General features: G+C 36.9%; 33 protein-coding genes and 1 pseudogene. 4 read left to right on the top strand and 30 right to left on the bottom strand.

Annotated elements, in window-relative coordinates:
* Positions 1–176: 176 nt before the first annotated feature.
* Positions 177–383 (top strand): hypothetical protein, encoded by a 207-nt coding sequence (locus tag AAKU52_RS12715; protein ID WP_354334031.1) that lies wholly within the window; start codon positions 177–179, stop codon positions 381–383.
* Positions 384–545: 162 nt separating this feature from the next.
* Positions 546–956, top strand: a complete 411-nt coding sequence (locus AAKU52_RS12720; RefSeq protein WP_354334034.1) for a hypothetical protein — start codon at positions 546–548, stop codon at positions 954–956.
* Positions 957–2,284: 1,328 nt separating this feature from the next.
* On the opposite strand, the gene AAKU52_RS12725 is transcribed toward AAKU52_RS12720, so the two are convergent.
* The 19 genes from AAKU52_RS12725 to AAKU52_RS12815 all read right to left on the bottom strand — a co-directional run bounded on the left by AAKU52_RS12725 (position 2,285) and on the right by AAKU52_RS12815 (position 11,706).
* Positions 2,285–3,436: a hypothetical protein gene (locus tag AAKU52_RS12725; RefSeq protein ID WP_354334036.1), complete on the bottom strand. Its 1,152-nt coding sequence runs from the start codon at positions 3,434–3,436 to the stop codon at positions 2,285–2,287.
* A 60-nt stretch (positions 3,437–3,496) separates the two neighbouring features.
* Entirely contained in the window at positions 3,497–3,763 is a 267-nt protein-coding gene (locus AAKU52_RS12730; RefSeq protein ID WP_354334038.1) for a hypothetical protein, read from the bottom strand.
* Positions 3,764–3,886: 123 nt separating this feature from the next.
* Entirely contained in the window at positions 3,887–4,252 is a 366-nt protein-coding gene (locus AAKU52_RS12735) for a DUF6876 family protein (protein ID WP_354334040.1), read from the bottom strand.
* Between the two features lie 437 nt (positions 4,253–4,689).
* Complete coding sequence (locus AAKU52_RS12740) at positions 4,690–5,268, bottom strand: hypothetical protein (protein ID WP_354334042.1); 579 nt, start codon at positions 5,266–5,268, stop codon at positions 4,690–4,692.
* A 355-nt stretch (positions 5,269–5,623) separates the two neighbouring features.
* A complete protein-coding gene (locus AAKU52_RS12745) occupies positions 5,624–6,250 on the bottom strand; it encodes a recombinase family protein (RefSeq protein WP_354334044.1) in 627 nt (208 codons plus the stop codon).
* Positions 6,251–6,270: 20 nt separating this feature from the next.
* Complete coding sequence (locus tag AAKU52_RS12750) at positions 6,271–6,765, bottom strand: thermonuclease family protein (RefSeq protein WP_354334046.1); 495 nt, start codon at positions 6,763–6,765, stop codon at positions 6,271–6,273.
* A 254-nt stretch (positions 6,766–7,019) separates the two neighbouring features.
* Complete coding sequence (locus tag AAKU52_RS12755) at positions 7,020–7,196, bottom strand: hypothetical protein (RefSeq protein ID WP_354334049.1); 177 nt, start codon at positions 7,194–7,196, stop codon at positions 7,020–7,022.
* A 170-nt stretch (positions 7,197–7,366) separates the two neighbouring features.
* Positions 7,367–7,555, bottom strand: a complete 189-nt coding sequence (locus AAKU52_RS12760; RefSeq protein ID WP_354334051.1) for a hypothetical protein — start codon at positions 7,553–7,555, stop codon at positions 7,367–7,369.
* Between the two features lie 124 nt (positions 7,556–7,679).
* Positions 7,680–8,174, bottom strand: a complete 495-nt coding sequence (locus tag AAKU52_RS12765; RefSeq protein WP_354334053.1) for a hypothetical protein — start codon at positions 8,172–8,174, stop codon at positions 7,680–7,682.
* The gene (locus tag AAKU52_RS12770; RefSeq protein ID WP_354334055.1) at positions 8,171–8,419 is read right to left on the bottom strand and encodes a hypothetical protein; all 249 of its coding nucleotides are present in this window, start codon (positions 8,417–8,419) and stop codon (positions 8,171–8,173) included. Before AAKU52_RS12770 ends, AAKU52_RS12765 begins: the two co-directional genes overlap by 4 nt.
* A 5-nt stretch (positions 8,420–8,424) precedes the next feature.
* On the bottom strand, positions 8,425–8,622 hold the full coding sequence (locus AAKU52_RS12775; RefSeq protein WP_354334057.1) for a hypothetical protein: 198 nt from the start codon (positions 8,620–8,622) through the stop codon (positions 8,425–8,427).
* Positions 8,623–8,626: 4 nt separating this feature from the next.
* A complete protein-coding gene (locus AAKU52_RS12780; protein WP_354334059.1) occupies positions 8,627–9,034 on the bottom strand; it encodes a hypothetical protein in 408 nt (135 codons plus the stop codon).
* Between the two features lie 97 nt (positions 9,035–9,131).
* Positions 9,132–9,536 carry a hypothetical protein gene (locus AAKU52_RS12785; RefSeq protein WP_354334061.1) on the bottom strand — a complete coding sequence of 135 codons (405 nt, stop codon included), beginning with the start codon at positions 9,534–9,536 and terminating at the stop codon, positions 9,132–9,134.
* Positions 9,537–9,579: 43 nt separating this feature from the next.
* The gene (locus AAKU52_RS12790) at positions 9,580–10,221 is read right to left on the bottom strand and encodes an ATPase (protein ID WP_354334063.1); all 642 of its coding nucleotides are present in this window, start codon (positions 10,219–10,221) and stop codon (positions 9,580–9,582) included.
* Between the two features lie 2 nt (positions 10,222–10,223).
* Positions 10,224–10,580, bottom strand: coding sequence for a hypothetical protein (locus AAKU52_RS12795; protein ID WP_354334066.1), 357 nt, complete (start codon positions 10,578–10,580; stop codon positions 10,224–10,226).
* 19 nt (positions 10,581–10,599) lie between these two features.
* Positions 10,600–10,968, bottom strand: coding sequence for a hypothetical protein (locus AAKU52_RS12800; RefSeq protein WP_354334067.1), 369 nt, complete (start codon positions 10,966–10,968; stop codon positions 10,600–10,602).
* Position 10,969: 1 nt separating this feature from the next.
* Positions 10,970–11,248, bottom strand: coding sequence for a HigA family addiction module antitoxin (locus tag AAKU52_RS12805; RefSeq protein WP_354334069.1), 279 nt, complete (start codon positions 11,246–11,248; stop codon positions 10,970–10,972).
* Complete coding sequence (locus AAKU52_RS12810; RefSeq protein WP_354334071.1) at positions 11,249–11,482, bottom strand: hypothetical protein; 234 nt, start codon at positions 11,480–11,482, stop codon at positions 11,249–11,251.
* Positions 11,479–11,706 (bottom strand): hypothetical protein, encoded by a 228-nt coding sequence (locus AAKU52_RS12815; protein ID WP_354334073.1) that lies wholly within the window; start codon positions 11,704–11,706, stop codon positions 11,479–11,481. The genes AAKU52_RS12810 and AAKU52_RS12815 overlap by 4 nt, the downstream gene beginning before the upstream one ends.
* Positions 11,707–11,832: 126 nt before the next feature.
* Between AAKU52_RS12815 and AAKU52_RS12820 the strand changes: the two genes are divergently transcribed.
* The gene (locus tag AAKU52_RS12820) at positions 11,833–12,309 is read left to right on the top strand and encodes a LexA family protein (RefSeq protein ID WP_354334075.1); all 477 of its coding nucleotides are present in this window, start codon (positions 11,833–11,835) and stop codon (positions 12,307–12,309) included.
* On the top strand, positions 12,306–13,562 hold the full coding sequence (locus tag AAKU52_RS12825) for a Y-family DNA polymerase (RefSeq protein WP_354334077.1): 1,257 nt from the start codon (positions 12,306–12,308) through the stop codon (positions 13,560–13,562). The genes AAKU52_RS12820 and AAKU52_RS12825 overlap by 4 nt, the downstream gene beginning before the upstream one ends.
* Here AAKU52_RS12825 and AAKU52_RS12830 read toward each other — a convergent pair.
* The 11 genes and pseudogenes from AAKU52_RS12830 to AAKU52_RS12880 all read right to left on the bottom strand — a co-directional run bounded on the left by AAKU52_RS12830 (position 13,549) and on the right by AAKU52_RS12880 (position 20,526).
* Complete coding sequence (locus AAKU52_RS12830; RefSeq protein WP_354334080.1) at positions 13,549–13,806, bottom strand: hypothetical protein; 258 nt, start codon at positions 13,804–13,806, stop codon at positions 13,549–13,551. The two genes, AAKU52_RS12825 and AAKU52_RS12830, sit on opposite strands and share 14 nt — an antisense overlap.
* Before the next feature lie 38 nt (positions 13,807–13,844).
* Positions 13,845–14,390 (bottom strand): hypothetical protein, encoded by a 546-nt coding sequence (locus tag AAKU52_RS12835; RefSeq protein ID WP_354334082.1) that lies wholly within the window; start codon positions 14,388–14,390, stop codon positions 13,845–13,847.
* Positions 14,391–14,392: 2 nt separating this feature from the next.
* Positions 14,393–14,794, bottom strand: a complete 402-nt coding sequence (locus AAKU52_RS12840) for a hypothetical protein (RefSeq protein ID WP_354334084.1) — start codon at positions 14,792–14,794, stop codon at positions 14,393–14,395.
* A 173-nt stretch (positions 14,795–14,967) separates the two neighbouring features.
* Positions 14,968–15,291: a topoisomerase C-terminal repeat-containing protein gene (locus tag AAKU52_RS12845; protein WP_354334159.1), complete on the bottom strand. Its 324-nt coding sequence runs from the start codon at positions 15,289–15,291 to the stop codon at positions 14,968–14,970.
* A gap of 120 nt (positions 15,292–15,411) precedes the next feature.
* Positions 15,412–17,078 (bottom strand): annotated as a pseudogene (gene topB / locus AAKU52_RS12850) (DNA topoisomerase III); the annotation flags it as partial.
* 10 nt (positions 17,079–17,088) lie between these two features.
* On the bottom strand, positions 17,089–17,493 hold the full coding sequence (locus AAKU52_RS12855) for a hypothetical protein (protein ID WP_354334086.1): 405 nt from the start codon (positions 17,491–17,493) through the stop codon (positions 17,089–17,091).
* A 7-nt stretch (positions 17,494–17,500) separates the two neighbouring features.
* Positions 17,501–17,845 carry a hypothetical protein gene (locus tag AAKU52_RS12860; RefSeq protein WP_354334088.1) on the bottom strand — a complete coding sequence of 115 codons (345 nt, stop codon included), beginning with the start codon at positions 17,843–17,845 and terminating at the stop codon, positions 17,501–17,503.
* A 31-nt stretch (positions 17,846–17,876) separates the two neighbouring features.
* Positions 17,877–18,101 (bottom strand): hypothetical protein, encoded by a 225-nt coding sequence (locus tag AAKU52_RS12865; protein WP_354334089.1) that lies wholly within the window; start codon positions 18,099–18,101, stop codon positions 17,877–17,879.
* Between the two features lie 18 nt (positions 18,102–18,119).
* A complete protein-coding gene (locus AAKU52_RS12870; RefSeq protein ID WP_354334091.1) occupies positions 18,120–18,605 on the bottom strand; it encodes a helix-turn-helix domain-containing protein in 486 nt (161 codons plus the stop codon).
* Positions 18,606–18,657: 52 nt separating this feature from the next.
* Positions 18,658–18,993 (bottom strand): hypothetical protein, encoded by a 336-nt coding sequence (locus AAKU52_RS12875; protein WP_354334093.1) that lies wholly within the window; start codon positions 18,991–18,993, stop codon positions 18,658–18,660.
* Positions 18,994–19,572: 579 nt separating this feature from the next.
* Positions 19,573–20,526, bottom strand: coding sequence for an ArdC family protein (locus AAKU52_RS12880; protein ID WP_354334095.1), 954 nt, complete (start codon positions 20,524–20,526; stop codon positions 19,573–19,575).
* Between the last annotated feature and the right edge of the window lie 42 nt (positions 20,527–20,568).

Consider the following 20,568-nt stretch of genomic DNA (forward strand, 5'->3'; position numbering starts at 1 on the left):
TACCATCGCGCTGCGTTTTTCTTCTAAATTATTCATGAAGGCAAAACTAGCCCTGAGAATTCAGCTAGTCAAGATGTACTTTGTAGGCTGGATACTATCAGGTATTTATTAAACAACAAGATTTCTATCAATCTGGCCAAAGTTATACTCTTACTTGGATACCGGACGATACTCAAATGGATGGTACATTACTGTACAATGGTAATAAGTACAGACAAGGTGAGCTTATCACGGTTGACTATGATTCTGTTAAAGATAAGAGTGTATTCAATGTTGTTTACGAACCTTTTTCAGGTCGCAGAGGTGATTTTGAATTAGACTTTACCATTACTGACCGTAAAGGAGTGTCGCACACTAAAAATAAAGCTTTAAAGATTTATTAATACCCCGGAATTGTATACACACAAATGAAGTTTATTTTGTCCTTGGCGCTGATCGGGCAACCGGCCAATGCCAGGGACTTTTCAAATTGTATACAATAACAAGCAGCTGCAGTTGCAGATCTTCCGGATTTTTTGGATTCCTGGACAAAATATGTATACAATATGAAAGCATTGATCAAATTTGCCGATGTAAGAAACATTGATGATCTATTAAAGAATGAAGTGAATTTGGCTCCTGAATTATCCGAAAGGATATTAACGATGGGACTAAAGGGTATGGATGAGTATTTTAATGTTCTTCTTACCAACCCAAAATTTAGCACGGTTCCTGCCGATTTTGAAACCTTAAAACATCTTGATAAAGGGGATACGATTACGTTTTCTAATTTTGCGGTTGATTGGTTAGATTCCAATAATGTACCACTGGCAAACTGGTTTCATGTTGAACCTGATTCGCTATCCTTTTATACATTGGATTTACAATGTGAAGTAATTGCAAAGGGTATTGTAGGAAATATTTTCGTGTTGAGCGTGATTGTGATGGATATCGGTTATGTAGCAACTGTTGGCTAAAAAATTCTGATTGGATATTCACTTAGATAGAAAACAGCTTATGGCTGTTTTTTTTATGCATACAATTTTTTACCAGGCCGAAGTGTGGCCGGAATAAAAAAGTTGGGTTTTGGTCGTCATTTTGAAACACCTCTAAATTACCGTTTAAAAAAGAGTTGTGTTTTAGTCGTCATTTTTACTTTTCAGCACTAATGTAGAGTTATGGAATGCTCCTTTCATGGCTTTAAAGAGGCACTTGAAGATAACAAAACACTTGATTAATGGTCTATTTAAGAATGTTGGGTTTTAGTCGTCATTTTTGATGCGAACTTTTGTATACATAGTGTTGACCAGGTGGCGAGCTGCTCGAGCTGGCCGGTGGCTGTACCGGTGTTAAAATGTATACGTTAATTCATACTTGCGAATAAAGTTGCAGATGCGCTTACATAAGCAAAAAAGGCAACAAAAGAAATTTTCCTGAATGTGGCCAGGGTTAAAAACTGCTTTTTGCTGTGTAGCACAATTAAAAAATTGCAGGGTATGGCGATTAAAAAAAGCGTCAATGCCAAAAAATAAAGTTGCGTGTACATAGTTCTTAAATTTAAATGAAATATATCGTTCATTATCTAACGATTAGCAACGAACATTAGTTTGTCATAACTCCATTATTCCCGAAGTGTGCATAGTTTCAAACCTTATTATTAATCTATGACATTCTTTTGCTTTACAGCATGAGAATTAGGCATTTTAAAGGGTTTAATTCACCTTAAAGGTGGTCAAGGTCATTCTTTATTGTACTGCTGCTTAGAAAGGAAATTCTGTAGATTTCCTTTCCCATAGTGTAATAAAGTTCATGATGATAACCATTGTATCTTTATTATCTGTTTTTATCACATTTAGATGCGTTTTAAGCTCTTAAATCTAGTTTGGTAACACATTATCCATAACATTTTTATAAACCCCTATAACTGCTCAAAACAGTTTTTAGTGCGCAATCTAATTTATATAAACCATGAGCCGTAGGCGAATACCATATTATAACTTCCCTGATTAGTTTTTTTTGCCCCTCTATTAATAGAACTAATTGGTTGTATTTATATGGGGATTTGAGATTAACGCAAACCAAATAAAAATAGCTCTATTGGATTGAAACGCAATTTACCGTTTCAATCCTCAGGGATTTGAGATTAACGCAACCCTTCTCAGGGATTTGAGATTAACGCACAGGGATTTGAGACCAATGAGCGGGGATTTGAGATTAACGCACAGGGATTTGGCATTAACGCTCAGGGATTTGAGATTAACGCTCAGGGATTTGAGATTAACGCCTCAGGGATTTGAGATTAACGCTATTCATTTTGAATGAAAGTATCTTTTCCTGCTCCTTCTAAAATAAACTTTAGACACTCGTTATCTGTAGGTAGTGGCTTATCTTTAAAGACCCCTTTATAAGCTGCTTTAATAATCCTAATTTTTTCGTTTGTATCAACTCCCTCATGTGTTAACCATTTTTGAAACCTTGTAGGTTCATCGTTTTTCCCATCTTTATTATAAGATTTTAAGTAAAATGATAAGCACTCTTTGTGTAGTATAAAAAGAAAAGTTACCTCGTTGCTATCATTTAATAGGGCAGTATCAAATTTTAGCTCTACCCAATAATCTTCCCGGTATTTAGCTTTTGAAAAATATCTGTACTCAAAATTCAGGTTAGTTTTACTTTTAAGCTTCTCTAAAAGCCGGGTAACAACCTTTTTTCTATCTGCTGGTCTTTGCTCCATGTTAATCAATGCAGCATCGCAGAGATCATCAACGGTAGTGATAAGCAAAGGATTGTCTTTATTTTTATACTGAGCGGATTGTTTTTTTGCAGACATATTTACATGCAGCGCCTGGGCATGAAGTGATTTATTATTCTTGGTGCCTAAATTGAAATAGTCCTCATAGTTTATACCCCAAAAGTTAGAGGCCAAAATGGAGGGTAGATTATTATTAATCCTGATCTCATAAGATTTAATCTCGTTGTTACCCCTGGCATAATTGAAAGATATGCTCTCGAGCAATTTAACGTCCTTGATTTGAAGTTTCTGAACCCCATCATTTACAGTATCATAAACCGGTGATGAATAATTCCAACTCCTTGTTTTCATCATCCAAAGGGTGTAATCTAAAACAGATACTAATTTTACCCCATTAATTTCAGGATAATTCTTTGTGCCCTTTGGCAGTTCAAATCGTTTGCTTAGGGTTGGTTTATCAGAATTAATTCCTTTGGCCAGATCATCTAAAGTAAAATTTAACATTCCGAAAATGTTAGACTTGTACCTGGTTCCGATAAAGATCATAATATCAAGAACCAACTTTGTTTGCTGCCCAAATTGAGCCTCGAGATTTCTCAATCCTGATGAGGTCATCATATTTTTGTCTAACCTAGTAAAAGGGTTATCTAAGAAATTAAACTTACTGTTATTTTTAATTACGGATACTTCTTCTGTATTTTTCATAGCAAATTATGAAGTAGAGTGTTAGAGGTGGTTTGATTTATAGGGTCGTTCAGTTGTATATTATTGTGCTTTTAAAAGGGAGTTGTCAATGAGTTGAACCATTTGGATGAGATCAACATTAAGAGCTTCACTTAATTTCTTGACTTCCCGTATTTTAAAATCTCCGGGATGATGGGATTTCACATTAGTAAAACGGGTAATGTTTAATCCTAAAATTTCAGCTACGGCCTTTTTCGTTAATAATTGATACAAAGATTCTACAGTTTTAATTTTTCCTTCCCTGATCATTAAACTTGCATATTCAATTCTGTCCTCAGTAGGTATCATATGATTTCTTTAGGTATAACCAAACATACTAAATAATATATTTAAATACATTATTTATTTTTAACATTTTATCCTGATTTAAGGTAAGAGTAAAAAAAAGCCATCCCAAGGGATGGCGATTAATTAACGTTCTGAGGGTAAACAGAGCGTATCGTTTTCAAAGAAGAAGGTAACGATGTCAGCATCAAAGTCTGAAAAGCTGATGGTTTTACTCATTAAGATGTTACCATTTCCATCATCACAAGTAATTTTAAATTTACTGTCAATTTCCCTTTCCAGTTTCCAAACCTGAAATTCTTCTTGTTCCTTGAACTTAGGGGTTATGAAAAATAAAATCTCATCAAGTAGCCAATATGCCCCAAAGGTTTCTGCAACGTGTTGCACACCGTCAGTATATACTAACCGGCTGGCGTGTCGGTAATAAGATTCAGTACCGTAAAAATGCCCTAATTCGTCATTAAGATTTCTTAAACTTTTTGACTGTTCCATAATGTTAATTTTAAAGGTTATAATTAATTAAATATGGATGCCTTACTGCCTTTAGAACTGAATAAGGGCAATGTGGAGATAATAAAATTTGTGGAGGGTTCCCGAGGAACGAAAGGGATACCCAAATTTTTTATACTACATTGTAGGGTAGGGTTTTTGAGATATGGCGTCCCATTTCAGGGCTAATAGGCTACCTTTGCTTGCCCTATTTGATTGTATTAAAGTAGGTCAAACCTTTTTAAACCCTCCTTATTTTGTGTATACAGTCTAAGGTGGCCAAGGGGTAACACCTGGCCGCTCCGGAAAGATGCCTGGTTGCTGTTTGTATACAAATTCACTTGAAAAAAATACTGCAGCTTGAATTTGCGCGCAGATCCTGCGCCTAATCTGTATACATAATCATTGCTGAGTTCAAACGGTAAGTAGAAAAATGGCCTTTAAAACAAGGCCATTTGTAAATCTTTGTATTTATATGTTGTTACTGCTGTAATGGTGGCAGCAATAATAGAGGGATTATAGTTTCCTCTGTCAGTATTACCAACTTTGACTTGCATAATCTCTTTAAGCTCATTTAAGGCGGTGTTAAGAGCCGTTTCACGGTTAGGATATGGTTTATCATAAACAGTTAGTGGGCTTGCACTACCGCAGGTTCCGAAACTGTAATCAAGGGTATAAATCCAAAGGTTGTTTTTGCCTCTTCCAAGTCGGATTTCGCTATTTGCTAAAACGATGTTTTCTCGATCTAAAAACTCAGCTCGGTTTATCCAACCGTTTTGATCAAAGGATATTTCTGTGAAACCAAAATTTAAACCTCTACGGTAAGCATAGATGTTATTAATGATGTGTCGTAAATCTTTACCAAAGCTTGCATACCATGCAAGGCGGTCAATATCCTTTTCCCGGACTGTTTCTAAAACTTCATCCAGTAGCTCTCTTTCAAACTTAACCAGGTTATATTTCTCAATATAATCTTTGATAGCTGTTTCGGTTAATTGATCTAATTTCATAGTTTCCATAACATTACATATTAGTTTTTTAATGCCAGGTCTTTAAGGTATCTGCTGATCTGTCAAGGGCGGCTCCTTAGCCGTTTATATACCCTTGACTGAGCTAAAGCAGGTGCCGTACCTTTGCATTATAAAAAACTATGGTGTTATGAGAAGTCGTATGTCAATAACCTTGACACGGGTCTATATTGGGCAGGGGTATGATTGGAGATTGCAGGTTCTTTTTCTGCGTTAGTGGTCTGAAAGGAAATTAAGAATTAATTTGTCCAAAGGACGGAAACGAAGTGTACCCTGAAAGGGCACGGCCAGCATGGCAACGTCCAAAAAATTTCAATGAATTTATAGATTCTCTATTTTGCAATTATTATTCATCGAGTAACTCTAGCCTATTATCTGCTAATTTTCTCCCTGTTAGCATTGCTAGTCGTTCTGCTTCAAATCTTATGTATTTATATAAAGTTCTTTTGCTTTTTACTTCCGTTGTTTTTAATAATTGCTCTACTGATAGTCCTTTTAATCGTAATTCGTAAGCCTGTTTTGCTACTTTTTGTGCGCTTTCTGATAATCCTTTTGGCTTTCCTCCAACTCGTCCCTGTGATCTTGCATATTCTAATCCTGCATTTGTTCGACCTCTCATTAATTCTCTTTCAAATTCTGATACTGCCCCAAATATGCTTGCAAGAAAACGTCCTTCTGCTGTTGAAAAATCTAAATTTAAACTTCCAACTTTTAATACAATTTCAAGCTTTGAAAACTCGTCCAGTAGAAATATTAAATCCTTTAAACTTCTTGCCAGACGATCTAATCTTTGTACTATAAGCACATCTTTTGGCCGTAAAACATCTATTAATTTATTTAATTCTGCTCTTTTTAAATCCTTTCCAGAAACCTTTTCAAAAAATACCTTTTCGCATCCTAATGCTGTTAAATCTGCTTTTTGACCTTCTAAATTTTGTTCCTCTGTTGAAACCCTTGCGTACCCAAAAATCATGACTATTTTATTTTAAATTCTTAATTTTTACTGTAAGCATTTCGCTTATTATGCCTGAAAGTCCACGGTGCAACTGCGTTAGGCTGTTGCCATAAGCCTACTTTCTTCTTTCTGGCAGATTGTTCTAATTTATTCCAATTGGGGTTTTTATCATATTGAAGATAATGCCACGCCAACCCATTTTTAAGCAAAAGTTCATTTAAGCTGATCTGATCAGCAAGCAATACAATTGCTATGGTTCTGCCGTATCTGTCGGTATCAGTAGGTTTTACAGTTATGGTTTTACCAAAAGTCTTTTTACTGGTAAAATCTTTTGCAACCTGCCCGAAATCTTGTTTCTTTTCAGGGCAATCAATCCCGTGTAAGCGTATTTTGTGTTGGCGGTTACCATTAACTAAAAGCGTAAAGGTATCACCGTCTGCAACGGCTACAACTCTGCCTGTAATGGTTGCGACTTGCGCCTGAGCATTCAGGCCAAAAAGCAAAAGGGCAATGATGATGTATCTTGTTTTCATAAATCTATTCTTGCACGGTATCAAATTTTGTAGTTTACTTTAACGGTAGTGTAAATATAGTAAACTAATTGCGCATGGTAAACAACAAAGTAAACTAAATAATGAACTGTTTATTGATGAATTGGTGATAACAACATCCTTTCTTCGGTGGTGCATCAAAACCATCGTTTTTATTCCTCTGATAAAAACATTGTTGCTCAAGCCTGTAACATAAAAAATGCCCTGATAAGGGCATTAATAGAAGTAGATGGGAATTAACAGGAATAGTCTTTCAGTACTTTATTGGTTAAATTATCAAGCAGGATACATTGATGGTTGTAAGCTTTGTCTTGGGCTTCTTTAAGATCATTGGTGAAGAGTAAATGTTCACAACCCATTTCATCGTAAACTCGGTACTGGAATGTTTCGGTAGCTTTTTCTTGATTTTCCATAATATTACATTTTGAATTTGCACCGTTAATAAAAGATTTCGCTTTGTCAAGGGCGGTTCTTACCGTTTATATACCCTTTACAAAGAGATAGAAATGTTTTATAGGTTCGCATAGTTCAAAGGGAATATGAAAATTGAGGGTTAAGGGTTTCCGGCCTGCCCCGTGTTTTCTTAACCTGGGTCTTTACTCGTGACTTCCCCGGCTTCTTTTCTAATAAAGTTTAAAAGCAAATCAAGCCGATCAGCTAATTTCCTATCACTTCCTTGTTTGTACTTTTCTAATTCCTTCATGGCAAATATAAGCCCCTGTGATAAATCTATAATGTCCTTTTCAGTAAGTTCCAATTTGATTTTTCTCATAATTCAAACATACTATTGCTAACTTCTAAAAATTTCCGGTTATCCGTAAACCGTTATTAAAAAGCAAGGTTTATACACTTTGGGAAAGAATAAGAATTATTCCTATCAACCTTTCGTTTCCGTTTTAGATGTGAATTTCGCAGGACTTTAGGTCAGCAGGTTTAATATAATCAACGATAAAATAGAAAAACTGGGATATTGAATAACTCGAAACATGAGATATTTCATTGATATAGTAAGTATGCATTATCCGGTAATATAAATCAGCATAATTTATTGGGAAAAGAAAGCTAATATTACCCATAACCTTTATATCCCTCGATTCGATAGAAGCCTTATTTCCCCTTTTTTGGTAAAACTTAATGAAGTCCTCCGTAGGTTCTTCAATACTCCCGTACTTCGCTTTAAAATCAGTTTCCAGGTTAGAAAGAACTAAGGCAAGGAAATGCCTGAAAGAAAACAGGGAAAGTTGCTTGGTATTTTTATAATAATCAAATGCTATGATCTTGAACTCATTAATGACTTCTTCGTCAGCTTTGATCAACAAGTTTTTGATTTTCTTTGCTGATGGATTGTCATTGTTTAAATTATCGCTCTTCATTGGTTGGTCGTTTTTCATAATTTCCGGTTATTCTTTTCATCAGGAAGTTTACTTTTTATGTCTTCTAAGATTTTGATTAACTCTTTATTCCTGTTCTGTTTTAGCTTATGCCTGATGTAATCAATGATCATATATAGAATGATCATGCCGGTGACGATTAAAACATATCTAATTATGGATGGCTCCCCATCCACATGGCCATAAATACTACACAGTAAAAATGCGCTGAGGACAAGTAAAATGTTAACCATTACTCTATACATGATTTCTATATTGGTTCATCGTCAGAAAAATACAAATGATTTTTATGTAAAAAGTTAAGCACCTCTAATTTGACAGCATAAGTAAGCTTACTGCGCAGGAAATTGGTTCGGCCTCTTTCCTGAATTTGCTCAATCGTCCAAATCTCTGCACCCTTTAATGAGTTCATTGCTCTGACTGTCAAGTCTGCATCTGCTATTTCCATGTGATTAATATTTTGGTGAGTTATAGATCAGCTTTCTATAATTGCCTTCTTCGCCTTCGGTTTCTTTAAAAACTGTAAAAGGTTTATATCCAATTTTCTTTTTTGGTGTACCCTTTTTCTTTTTCCTATGTACGGGCACCTGGGTTGATACGTTAACAGTTTCCGTTCTAACTTTTTTAAGTTGGGCATCAATGGGTGTTTGGATACTTAATGCACCTTTTTTACGCTTCCTTTTTCTCTTAGCTTTCGTTTGGTCGGTGGTAGTGGCAACAAGGGTTGCGCCTGTTTTTTCGTTTTCCATTTTCAAACATTTGAAATAATCATTTTTGTATACGTTGAAATGCTCATTTAAGCCACCGGCCACGTGATCAGGAAGCGATATCGGGTGAGCTGCGCTAACCTTTGTATACATTTTTAACTCTATTTTTCTCTGCAGCTGGATATGATCAGGTTCTCCAGGACAAAAAAGGTATACAAAAGAGGCGGTTAAGCCTCTTTCAATTTATGTCTTATTGTAGTGCGATATCCGCTGTGCCTGAAACGGTGCCACCGGAAGATTTAACTTCTTTAACCACTTTTCCGCTTTCTAAGATTTGGATGGTCATTTCTCCTGTGGAACTGTCGCTTGCACTTGCCGATGCTGTAATGGCTGCTGCCGTTTCAGGAAGAAAGGTATATTCCTGGCTTGTCCATGTTCCGGTAATATCGTCTTTAGATGAGGCTGCACCCTCGGGTGTTGTAAAAACGACCTGTCCGACAAACTTTGCAGGGAGAATTAATTTGTAGCTGATTTTATAAGAGCTTTTACCTTTCAAACCACCGTGATCAGGTTCGGCTTCATCACTTTTGCTGCAACTGGAAACTAAAATAATTGATGCTGTGAAGATTAAAATTAACGTGATGTACTTTTTCATAGGATTGATTTTAGATTGTTTTTAAGATATATATGTTTAGTTTTTAAAGACCTAAGCCCCTTTTTTTTGTCTGTTCTGGTTTTGGCGGTAGGTTATTTACTATTTCCGCTATTAGTGGTTTATGATGTTCAGGCATTGGGTTTCGAGTTTGTAAAACTGCCCCCTTTTGTATCATAATTAGCGGAGTTAGGCCATTTTGGTTTAGTGAGTTATCATATATTATTGTGCGGTCAAACTGACTGGCATACTTGATTAAGTTTTCTGTTCCTTTCTCAAAATTCAGCTTGATGCTGTAAGCATCGACTGAGTGGCCACCTAAATTTTTTCTTAGGTTAACCCTTTCAAATGATTCATCTGGTGAACGCAAGGCGATATGTATTAAATTAGTCTCGTACCCCTCTTTTTTAAAATCAATAATAATCTGCATCAAATCTTTATCCCGAAAATTGGTTTCAAACGCAAAATCCTTTTTTTCTGCAATGGCTTTTTCCGTTATCTTAATAAAGTGGTTGCTTACTGCATCCTCTAGTGCGTTGCTGCCTAGTCCTGGGTATTTCTTTTGATATTGGGCAGACACCTTATCACCATCAAAATGAACTGTGCCCGGTTTTACAAACATTTCGGCATAGGTACTTTTTCCTGCACCATTTGGACCCGCAATCATAAATACTTGTGGTAAGCGCATAATTAAAGTCCTCTTACCTTTTTAGCGCTTCCATCCAATAAACTAACCTTTACTAATTCTTTCTCGCCTCCCTTGTATTCTCTAATGATCATCCCCTCTTCGGTGCATACTTCATTTTTATATGAAATTGGCAAATCATTATCCCAAGCTATTTTTTTTGCCCTCTCGGTGATCGGTTTTGCTCTGGCCTCCATTTCTTCAAAACTCATTTCAAAAACAGATTTAAAAGTAAGACCGGCCATGAGCTGGTATAGTTCGCTGTTATGATCAACTGAGGGCGCAAGATTATTCCAATCCTCTAAGGCGATAAAAACGCCTGTTGGTTCCTTTTCTTTGCCTAATACTACTTTTAATGACATAGCTTATTAAATTTAGTTGTTAATTATTTTCACTTCCTAGGAGCGCCTTATATTCCTGGTATTCTTCGCCCATCAGGTTTTTAATATATTCTTCCATGCCAACATCGTTTTTTTCATTTACATAACGACTAAATGACAAGATACTTTTGCATTGCTCAAAACCTCTTTCAATCATATCTTTTTGAATGTTTGGAGGTAAACCCTCTAACCATTCTTTATAATCCTGTTCTACCGGGTTAAAGTTTTCCGCTTTTTGATGATACCGGTAAGAAGCATTACCGCAACAAAAAATAAGTTCATGGTAACGCCTTTGTTCTTTTGGGCAGTTGTCCAGGAACTCAGCTTGTGACTGGTTACATTTATCATCCGGGTGTTTTACTTTAATCATTTTACGGATTTATCTTACTTGATTCCAGGTTCAACCTCTCTTTAAAAAGGTCATATTTCATTTGTTGCTCTAACCAATACTCGGCAGGGAGATCAAAAGCATTTTCTAGCCTCAGGGCAATTACAGGGGAAATGTCTTTACGGCCTTTGACTATATCTGTGATCTGAGTAGGATACATTCCAATATCCATTGCCATTTTTGAACGTACTATTTTCCTATCAATTATCATCTGCTCTAATATCCTTCCGGGATGATCGGCCTGTACATTTTGAGTATTCATTTATTTAGAACTGGTTTCTTCGTTTATACTATTTTTCTTAACTCTTCCTGAGTAGGTAAGCATCCCATGAAAGGTACGGCTGAGGGTATGCACCGTAAAACCCAACGAAAAAGGGTAAGCCTCCATTATCTCTGCCGGTGTTAAACTGGTCTGCTCGGTGAAAGCCTTTGTTATGTTCCCCTCTACCTTTTGCATCCTTTTTCTAACCGGTTCCAATCTTAATTCATTTATCATGACTTATCTTTTTCATTAACATATAACCCTCGGGTAGCAATTCTAACGGCTGCAATGAACCCTATAAATATTGCGACTATTCCTAGGCCAATACCACTAAGCCAAATAATATTCCACTTTAAACCTCGCAAAGGAACATCATTTAAGAATGACAATATATAAAATGACAGAGCTGCTAAGACTACCATTACTAACCCTCTTATATAGGCGGTTTTTCTTTCCATTTCTAATTGGTTTATACTCAAATATACACAATTTCATTTAAACAAAATCATTTAAACGAAAATACTTAAAGAGGTCAATGTTAATTTTTAAATGCTAAAATACTTAGCATTTCATACCTTTGACCTATGGATGGTCATATATTATTATTAGAGCAAAGTGCTGCACAATTTGTTGATGCTGAGATTACCGCAGTTCCGGCCATAAGTTGTGGGTTCCCATCACCGGCCACCGATGAAATTGAGGTTCGGTTATCTATTACAGATTTCTTCACCAGTAACCCTACCGCTACGTTTTTCGGAAAGGCTGTTGGTACTTCTTTGCAGGGCATAGATATTTTTGAGGGTGATATATTGGTTATTGATCGCTCTTTAAAACCTAGAGAAGATGATATTATAGTAATGACTTATGAGGGTGGTTTTACTGCCAAAAAGATTAATTACGTGGGCAATGATTTGTATTTAACATCTGAAAACACTCACTATCCCCCGGTGTTGGTGACTGACCCGGACAACCTGGTTGTTTGGGGCGTAGTGTTAAAGGTTATAAAGGAGGTTCGCTCTCGAGCGAAAAGTGGATTTGGACGTATTAAAAAAGCAATATGATAGTTCATGCGGATTGCGATTCTTTTTATGTTTCGGTGGAACGGGTATTTTTGCCCGGACTTATCGGTAAGCCGGTTGTTATTTTAAGCAATGGTGATCATACGGTGGTTGCCCTGAGCAAAGAGGCAAAATCCATTGGTATTAAAAGAGGTGACAATATAAGAATGGTCATGAAGCTGTACGGCCATTTAGGGGTTGTTTCCCTATCATCAAATTATACGCTTTATGGTGATATGAGCGCAAGGATTCAGGAACTTTTCGGCACCTATACCCCTGATATGGAGTTTTACTCCATAGATGAGGCTTTTGCAAATCTTTATAGTCATAAGTACATTGATGTACGGGAATATATGCTTGATGCAAAACAGAAAATTTTGCAGTATACCGGTATACCGGTAAGCTTTGGAGTTGCACTAACAAAGGCGCTGGCCAAAACCGCGACCAGGTATGCAAAGAAAGAAACTGATAACGGATATTATCAGATTAAGGATGATCAGGATAGAATACGGTTGTTAAAGTGGCTGCCCGTTGGTGACGTTTGGGGAATAGGCAGCAAATATGAACAGAAGCTTTTGGCTATGGGAATTAAAACCGCTTATGATTTTTCCCTTATGACTGGCGGTGAGGTTAACAAGCTTATGACTGTGGTAGGTTACCGGTTATGGTGTGAGCTGAATGGCAAGCAAAAAATTGAATTTGAGTATGAGGTTCCTGATAAAAAGGGAATTGGCAGTTCAAAGGGTTTTGGGGTTAAGGTTACTGAGCTTTGGCAATTACAAGAAGCTTTGGAAGTGTACCTGTCCAGGTGTTATGATAAATTACGTGTGCAAGGTCTGGCCTGTCAGCAAATTTATGTTTTCGTTCAAACTAACCCCTTTGCAGTTGATGAGCCACAATATTACCGTGGCTTGGAAACTGAATTGCCGGTGGCTACTTTTCACTTGCAAATTTTAAAACAGGAGGCAAACTTACTGCTGAAAAAAATCTTCAAAAAGGGTTACAATTACAAAAGGGTGGGCGTGTTTTTATCAAGGATTGTTCCTGTGGGGAACATTCAAACAGACCTTTTCAATAACCCTAATACAGAAGCAAACGCTGCCCTTACTGACGCTTTAAATAAAATGAATGACCGATATGGCCGTGATAAGGTAAGGTTTGCTTCAACGGGCTATAATCATGGTTGGAAAGCCAAATCAGATAAGCTAACTCAGCATTTCACCACCAATAAGAACGATATTATTAAGATTGGTTAACATATCCTTTGGCTTTAAGCCACGTTAACAACTCTATAAGAGATAATTCGTTTAACCGGTTATAAAGGGGTAAAGCATCTGATCTGTAATCCTGCATTGTGGGGGATAGATAAATGCCCTCGGCTGTTTCCTTAGGGATTAGGTCTTTGTCAATAAGCAATTGAATTAGGCCAATTACTACTTCATGGCGTAGGGAAGAGAATAATGGATGCTTTTCTATATTTGGTTGTCTATAATACCACATAATTTTGAGGGCGTTTGGAATAAAGAAACTAGTGTTCCTTATTTCCGTTCATACTTGTAAAACTGTTCTAAAAAAATATCCCTTATTAATTCCGGTGCCGGGATATCAGCAGATGGGCGTTGGTTGATTTTATACTGATGCCATTCATATTTAACTACTCTTATATCTGCATCCTTAATGCTGGCCGGTTTTGGGTACTGAAATTTGAATTTCTCTGCAAGGGCGGTCATTAATAAATGCTCATAGTGTTGGTAGTCGGGAAGCAGGTTTTTAATCGGCTTGGCTATATCATTTAACAAGTACTCCGAAGTATCATCCATTAACCCCTCTAATTTCAATTCTTCGGGTGATTCATAGCAAACGTGTAAGCTGTGTTCCCCTACCGAAATTTCACTTTTTGCCTGTCCTACAAATCTGGGCAATCTGCTCAGGGCTTCGGCAATATCTTCAATTATAAGATCATCAGGATTGATGTTATTTAGGTCAATCTGTTTTCCTGAATAAGTTTGAAATAACGATGGTACTTCAACGTCTTTAAATTTGTCCAGGTTTACAGGAAAGTTAAGTATGTTGGTCAGCATCATAGTTAAATAATAAAAGAGTTATCGTGTTCATCAAGTAATGCAATTTCCTCACGGCCTTTGGTCATATACCTGCGGATTGGAAAATTTAAAAGGTAACGGTTTTCTTGATCGGTGGTTATGCTGATCATATTTCTTACAAAAAGCTTTATATCCAGTTTAGAAAATTCGTAAACCTTTGTCTGCTTTTTGATCTCGTATAATAAAGCCTCATTGTTTTGGATTGCCTCTATTTCTTCTACGCTTAAAAAGATCGATTTTCCCTTGGGCTCCTGTTCCAAAATTTCATTTATTTGGGAATCAAGTATGGCAATAAACATTGCTTCATCATCAAAAGGTTCTCTAGTGATAAGGCCGGAAAATTCTTTTATGGTGTCAAAATCAAATATGCTTTTTTCTTCGTTCATGTTATTCTTGTTAGTACTGTATACAATTTTTGTCCTGGCGTTGATCATTTTGCAGATCTTCCGGAAAATTTATATGCTGTTCTGTATACAATGCTTTGTGCTGCTCACCTGATATCGCTTCCTGATCAGGAGGCCGGGCGGTTGCTCGAGCTTTTTAATGTATACAGAACAGGTTATTTTTTAACATTTTCAAAGACAAATTCTACTTTATTATCTGCCCAGGTTAAGGCTGCCTCAAAGGACTTACCGGCCTTTGATTTAAAGCCTTTGATGGTTCCGGTTTTTCCTTTTTCTATCAGGTTTTTTATTTGGGAATCGGATAATTTTTTCTCTGCGATGGTACGCCAAATAACAAATTTGCATCCTGCTTTATATTCGCTGCATCCGGCAGATTTTTCATTGAAACGGATTGCTCCTTTTTTGCAAAGGGGGCAGGTGATCTTTCCCTCCTGCTCTGCGATTTGAAGTACAGATGAAATGTTATTGCCTGTTTCCAATAGTTCGGCTGTTATACTTTTTGCAAACTCTCGTATTTCTGCCTTAAATTCTGAAACGCTGGCTCCGGTTCGGATTTGCTCTAACCTTTTTTCCCATAAGCCGGTAAGTTCTGCCTGTGCTATAGTTTTATCTTTTACAAGACTATAGACCGCCAAACCAGTTGATGAGGGAATAAGGTTTTTCTTCTCTCTAACGATATATTGTCTTTTAATCAGCGTTTCAATAATGTTTGCTCTTGTTGCCGGTGTTCCTAAACCAGTTTCTTTCATGGCCTGCCTCAGCTCTTCGTCCTCGATTTCCTTTCCTGCGGTTTCCATAGCTTTTAATAAGCTTGCTTCGTTATAAAAGGGCTTTGGTTTAGTCTGCTTTTCTAGTAAATTCTTTACTGTTACCGGCAACTGGTCACCTGCTACTACTTTGGGTAAAAGGGTGTTTTCTTCTTCTGCGCTTTCCTCTGTTTCATTAAAAACGGCTCTCCATCCTGCGGATTGAATTACTGTACCATTGGTAATAAACAAAGAACCGGATTCAATAGTGATCTTGGTAAGTTCCTTTAGACATTCGGGGCTGAATGCCTCTAACATTCGGCCTACTATCATATCATAGATGGCTTGCTGATCTGCTGGAAGATTGGCCGGTGTTTGCCCTGTTGGCAATAAGGCGTGGTGATCGGTAACCTTTGCTACATTTACGCTCCTTTTATTTAAAGGTTGGTTTAAAAGGTCTTTTGCATATTTTCCAAATATAGGGTTGGGTGTAATTTTTTGAATTAAATCCGGCACCTGAGCAAAAACATCATCACCAATGTACCGGCTACCGGTACGGGGGTAGGTTATTAATTTAGCCTCATACAAGCTCTGAGCGAGGTTTAAAGTTTGCTCGGCTGAAATCCTTTCTTTCTGTTCCCGTCCTGCTGTAAGCTGCTTAGATCATGTAATAAAGGGGGTTGCTCTTTTTTAGCCTTTACTTCAACATTTTCAATTGCTCCACCGTTGGTGTGGCCGGTGTTCACATCTTTAACAAGGTTAAAAATTTGCTCGGCCTGTTCTTTGGTATCAAAATTATCTACGGACAAGGCTTTGAAAGATTGCCCGTTTTTGTCCAGGGTAATTGACACCTGAAAATAAGTTTGCGGTTTAAAGTTTACATTCTCTTGGTGCCGTGAGCAGATCATGGCCAAAGTAGGCGTTTGCACTCTGCCCAAAGAAAGAACCGAACTGTTACCGGCTGCAATAGTTAATGCCTGGGTTGCGTTTAATCCTACTATCCAGTCAGATTCTGACCGGCATTGAGCGGAGAAAAAAAGCGTATCATAATCAGTTCCGGGTTTTAGATTCCTAAAACCCTCCTTGATGGCCTCATCAGTTTGTGAGGAAATCCAAAGGCGTTTAAATGGTTTGACGATTTTTAAATGGTAGTATATATACCTAAAGATCAATTCTCCCTCTCGCCCTGCATCGGTGGCCACTATAATTTCTGTAGCCTCTTGGAAAAGGGTTTTGATAATATTGAGCTGCTTTAATACTCCTGGGTCGTCTTTTAGTTTTCCTTTTTCCTTTACCTGTCTAACCGCCAATTTAAAGCGGTCAGGTAACATCGGTAAATTTTCTTTTTTCCATCCGGTGAAGCCGTAGGCTTCCGGGCTTGCAAGTTGGATAAGGTGACCAAACGCCCATGTAAAGGTATATCCTGAACCTTCATAATATCCATCTTTACGATTGGTGGCACCAAAAACCTTTGCAAGTTCTTTGGCCACACTTGGCTTTTCAGCAATTACAACTTTCATAGAGCGTATATTATTTGGTTAACTTTTTTACATCTAAATAATGAGGGATATTTTGATAACCGTCATAAGTAACTGACACGCTATCGCCTTTTTCTGCTTTCCCGAATAACCGTCGGTCGTTAATGGAATAGTTTTTTCCGTTACGGGTGCTTAATACCAGAATAAATTTTTCAGCACTTCCAAATTGTGATGGCCGGTAAAGCTTATCTACTACCTTGGCAATTTCTGTTTGCTTTGATATTGGCTTACCTTGGTAAGTATCTACCACATTTAAATATTGATGGTGAACCATTCCAATAAGGATTACTAATACTGCCACAGGCAGAAAAATCCTTAAAAACGTGAATGTGATTTGCTTATAATCATCGAAATTCATAATGATTTTTGTTTCTTGCCGGGCTTTTTCAGTATCCATATAAAAGCTATTTAAGTATGTTTTTCACGTTTTCTTCAAACTGCTCAACTGAACTTTTTATTTGCAGGTATTGCCAGAGTGTATCTTTTAAAAACTGTATTTCCTTATCCTTTTTTTCTAACTCGGCTTTATGAGTTAATGACTGCCCCCTGATCTCATTTTTCTTATCTCTAATAATCTGTTCATTATTTCGGTTCTCGTTATAAAGGGGCATATATTTAGTTACTGCCCGAACTACTGCCTTTGATGCTGCGCTATCTTGGAAATTGGTTTGTATCTCTAAAATGGCGGTGGCGGTATCTGTATCCAGTTCTCTTAAATTTATAGCCTTTGGCAAATCAGTCTTTGTCATAATCTTAATTTTTGGTTCGTAAATAATAGGCTTATCTTCTTCGGGTTACAAAGAGTAAAAGCAGAATTGCAGTCATACCTAAAAAGATATAAGAAACGATCTTTAAAACGAATGCACCCAATTTCAGTAATACGGCAAGGGTCTTGAAAAAAGCTTTCCACACAAACACCAGGGTATTAATGCTATATTTTTTAAGCAGAAATTTTTGCTTTGCATATTGGTCTACTAAGACACCATTTGAGTTGATTGCTAACATGGCTATAAGTTTAAATTGTTAATCGGTATCGTTTAAATACCTGTATAATGTTTGTCGGGAAATGCCCATCATTTCATAAATCTCTTTATTCTTCAATCCCTGATCTTTTAGTTCTTTTGCTTTCTTTCGTAGTTTTTCTACATCTTCATCAAGGGGTTTTGGCTTTTCAGAAAATTTGCGGTTGGTGATTGCTTTAATACTAGGTTTCATGATCTCAAGCAGATGATGAGCTTCTATATTCATCAGCTCTGCAAGCTGTAATAACTCTCCTACCCTGAAAAAATAGGGGTCTTTAAATTTGGTTTCGTACCATTTACTTGTACTGCCAAATAAAGCAACTGCTAATGCTGTTTTAGGTACATATTTAAAGAGTTCCTCAAAAGTGCTTATTTCGCCCTCCATTATAAGCTGCCCTGCTGTACGGATACGTTCATCTATTGACATAAAATTCAAAAATTGATTATCTGCCAAAATAAGATGTTTATATTCTAATACGTGTTCCATACTCTTTTTTTATTGAAATAGTGATAAGGTATATAGTGTTACAAGACAATTATCAAACTCCCAACTTAACCTCTAATAAGGATTCAAGCTTTTGAGTTATTTTATAACCTGTTTTCCATCCTTTTAAGCTGTGACCGATGTTTGCATTGTATCGATGTTTAAACCAATATTCGTTAGCACAATTATTTTCAATTCCACGAATTAAATACCAGGCGTAAACTCCGTCTTTAATCTGAATGCCTAAATCCAAACCATAATAGGTATCAAATGCAACCGGGGTGCTACCACACCAGATAATCTTTGTGCATTCACCAGTAAGTTCATAGTATATGCCTTTACTTTCCAGTACCTTGATAAGTTCTCCGATCTCAATGCTATGGTTCATCATAATTGCAAGTATTTGGTTTCTTTTATTAGTATAAAGATAAGGTATATAGTGTTACAGTCAAAGTTTTAATCTTTCTATTTCTCCACCATTTTTAATGAACAACCCCTTTCCCGCTGTGTAAGAATATTGTTTAATTTGCTGTATACAGATTGTATGGCCGGTGATGGCCTGGCCTGGTGAGCTGCACCGGTTAGACCGGTTGTTTTGTATACAAATGTGACTGCCTTTTTTTACTGCAGCTCGATTTTATCGAAGATCCTGGTTTAAATTTGTATACAGATTTGCTGCTGTAAGCTTATCAGTCAATTTAGGCGGTACGCCTTACCAAAGGTTATGTTACGTGCATCGCACGTTTTAGCAATTTGGAAGAACTGATAAGGAATCCGAATTGCTGTCAGCCGAATTTTACGCCTTGGGAAAAAATACCATAGTATTAAATTGAACCGTGAGGCACACGTTTTAGGTGGCCTCCGGATTTTTATTTTCGCTGCTCTCTACTCATGCTCATTAATTTGGAAAGAAATTTATTTTTCATAGCTGTATTTTTTAGGTTGATATTTTAAAAATTTGGGGGAGGTTTTAAACCTCCGCCCTTATTGGTTCCTTGCTTGGCTCTGCTTCTGTCGGCTCTTGTTGATCAGGGGTTAAGCCTATTATATAATTTGCTGCTTTTGATGCTTTGTTAGCTGCTGTAAAAATTAGGCTTTTATCATTTTTAAGGGCTTTTAACCATCCTTTTATATAAGCTGCTGAACCTTGAATGGTGTTATTAATTAAACCTGTGTGAGCGCATAAAAAAGCTGCTCCTAACTCGGCCATTAATTCTTCTTTTGAATATTCAGGACTTCCAAAAAAAGCAGGGCTTTCATTTTCTGCAAAACGGTTAAGGCGTGATTTATGGCCGGTGCTGTGTACAAATTCATGGAATACAGTACCATAATAGGCTGCTGAACTTTCAAAATCTGCTATTTGTGGCATTTGTACGGTGTCGGTAGATGGACGGTAAAAAGCCTCATTTCCTCCGATTTGTAATTTTGGGCGGTTGGGCATATCTTCAATAATTACCTGACAATTATCTAAGATTTGATTATCTGCTCTTTCGGGTGCTGTAAGTTCAATATTGATATTTTCAATTTGATCGATATTAAAAACAGTCCAAACAAAAGGAGTAAATTTTTTATAAAAGTTGTCGGTTTCTTCTCCGGTGGTGGTGTCTGTGGTGGTGCCTTTTACAATACGTTGGATTTTCCAAAAAACAACCTGATACCCTTTTTCACCTTTGCGCACGTTACCGCCTTTTTCAGATGCTTGTTTAAAAGTCATAAAATAAGGGGCAGAATAGTTTTTGCTGATTGTGATCAGGTTTAAATAAAAGGCATTAAAACCGTCATAATTACGCTGTGTAAAGGCATTTTGTGGCATTCCGTAAGAAGTCCAGGGTTTGTGCCATGCTACGGTTCCGCTCTCTAAAAGTGCTACTATTTCATTAGTTACTTTTTCTTGTAATTCGCTGAATTTGTCGTTTGCTTTCATAACCTTGTTTTTTTGTTTCCTTATTATTGTACTATAAAGATA

This window comes from Pedobacter sp. CG_S7 (assembly GCF_040544395.1).
In the GTDB taxonomy this organism is placed as follows: Bacteria; Bacteroidota; Bacteroidia; order Sphingobacteriales; family Sphingobacteriaceae; genus Pedobacter.

Bases quoted from the DNA above. Each gene is read 5' to 3' on its own strand.
- AAKU52_RS12855 (WP_354334086.1), bottom strand. From the start codon at position 17,493: ATGGATACTGAAAAAGCCCGGCAAGAAACAAAAATCATTATGAATTTC.
- AAKU52_RS12760 (WP_354334051.1), bottom strand. From the start codon at position 7,555: ATGAGAAAAATCAAATTGGAACTTACTGAAAAGGACATTATAGATTTA.
- AAKU52_RS12805 (WP_354334069.1), bottom strand. From the start codon at position 11,248: ATGAATACTCAAAATGTACAGGCCGATCATCCCGGAAGGATATTAGAG.
- AAKU52_RS12770 (WP_354334055.1), bottom strand. From the start codon at position 8,419: ATGTATAGAGTAATGGTTAACATTTTACTTGTCCTCAGCGCATTTTTA.
- AAKU52_RS12875 (WP_354334093.1), bottom strand. From the start codon at position 18,993: ATGATGAACCATAGCATTGAGATCGGAGAACTTATCAAGGTACTGGAA.
- AAKU52_RS12750 (WP_354334046.1), bottom strand. From the start codon at position 6,765: ATGAAAACAAGATACATCATCATTGCCCTTTTGCTTTTTGGCCTGAAT.
- AAKU52_RS12720 (WP_354334034.1), top strand. From the start codon at position 546: ATGAAAGCATTGATCAAATTTGCCGATGTAAGAAACATTGATGATCTA.
- AAKU52_RS12800 (WP_354334067.1), bottom strand. From the start codon at position 10,968: ATGATTAAAGTAAAACACCCGGATGATAAATGTAACCAGTCACAAGCT.
- AAKU52_RS12790 (WP_354334063.1), bottom strand. From the start codon at position 10,221: ATGCGCTTACCACAAGTATTTATGATTGCGGGTCCAAATGGTGCAGGA.
- AAKU52_RS12745 (WP_354334044.1), bottom strand. From the start codon at position 6,250: ATGATTTTTGGGTACGCAAGGGTTTCAACAGAGGAACAAAATTTAGAA.
- AAKU52_RS12815 (WP_354334073.1), bottom strand. From the start codon at position 11,706: ATGGAAAGAAAAACCGCCTATATAAGAGGGTTAGTAATGGTAGTCTTA.
- AAKU52_RS12735 (WP_354334040.1), bottom strand. From the start codon at position 4,252: ATGGAACAGTCAAAAAGTTTAAGAAATCTTAATGACGAATTAGGGCAT.
- AAKU52_RS12730 (WP_354334038.1), bottom strand. From the start codon at position 3,763: ATGATACCTACTGAGGACAGAATTGAATATGCAAGTTTAATGATCAGG.
- AAKU52_RS12840 (WP_354334084.1), bottom strand. From the start codon at position 14,794: ATGAACGAAGAAAAAAGCATATTTGATTTTGACACCATAAAAGAATTT.
- AAKU52_RS12810 (WP_354334071.1), bottom strand. From the start codon at position 11,482: ATGATAAATGAATTAAGATTGGAACCGGTTAGAAAAAGGATGCAAAAG.
- AAKU52_RS12740 (WP_354334042.1), bottom strand. From the start codon at position 5,268: ATGGAAACTATGAAATTAGATCAATTAACCGAAACAGCTATCAAAGAT.
- AAKU52_RS12880 (WP_354334095.1), bottom strand. From the start codon at position 20,526: ATGAAAGCAAACGACAAATTCAGCGAATTACAAGAAAAAGTAACTAAT.
- AAKU52_RS12835 (WP_354334082.1), bottom strand. From the start codon at position 14,390: ATGATGCTGACCAACATACTTAACTTTCCTGTAAACCTGGACAAATTT.
- AAKU52_RS12765 (WP_354334053.1), bottom strand. From the start codon at position 8,174: ATGAAAAACGACCAACCAATGAAGAGCGATAATTTAAACAATGACAAT.
- AAKU52_RS12725 (WP_354334036.1), bottom strand. From the start codon at position 3,436: ATGAAAAATACAGAAGAAGTATCCGTAATTAAAAATAACAGTAAGTTT.
- AAKU52_RS12830 (WP_354334080.1), bottom strand. From the start codon at position 13,806: ATGTGGTATTATAGACAACCAAATATAGAAAAGCATCCATTATTCTCT.
- AAKU52_RS12865 (WP_354334089.1), bottom strand. From the start codon at position 18,101: ATGTTAGCAATCAACTCAAATGGTGTCTTAGTAGACCAATATGCAAAG.
- AAKU52_RS12775 (WP_354334057.1), bottom strand. From the start codon at position 8,622: ATGGAAATAGCAGATGCAGACTTGACAGTCAGAGCAATGAACTCATTA.
- AAKU52_RS12820 (WP_354334075.1), top strand. From the start codon at position 11,833: ATGGATGGTCATATATTATTATTAGAGCAAAGTGCTGCACAATTTGTT.
- AAKU52_RS12715 (WP_354334031.1), top strand. From the start codon at position 177: ATGGATGGTACATTACTGTACAATGGTAATAAGTACAGACAAGGTGAG.
- AAKU52_RS12860 (WP_354334088.1), bottom strand. From the start codon at position 17,845: ATGACAAAGACTGATTTGCCAAAGGCTATAAATTTAAGAGAACTGGAT.
- AAKU52_RS12780 (WP_354334059.1), bottom strand. From the start codon at position 9,034: ATGTATACAAAGGTTAGCGCAGCTCACCCGATATCGCTTCCTGATCAC.
- AAKU52_RS12795 (WP_354334066.1), bottom strand. From the start codon at position 10,580: ATGTCATTAAAAGTAGTATTAGGCAAAGAAAAGGAACCAACAGGCGTT.
- AAKU52_RS12825 (WP_354334077.1), top strand. From the start codon at position 12,306: ATGATAGTTCATGCGGATTGCGATTCTTTTTATGTTTCGGTGGAACGG.
- AAKU52_RS12785 (WP_354334061.1), bottom strand. From the start codon at position 9,536: ATGAAAAAGTACATCACGTTAATTTTAATCTTCACAGCATCAATTATT.
- AAKU52_RS12755 (WP_354334049.1), bottom strand. From the start codon at position 7,196: ATGGAAAATCAAGAAAAAGCTACCGAAACATTCCAGTACCGAGTTTAC.
- AAKU52_RS12870 (WP_354334091.1), bottom strand. From the start codon at position 18,605: ATGGAACACGTATTAGAATATAAACATCTTATTTTGGCAGATAATCAA.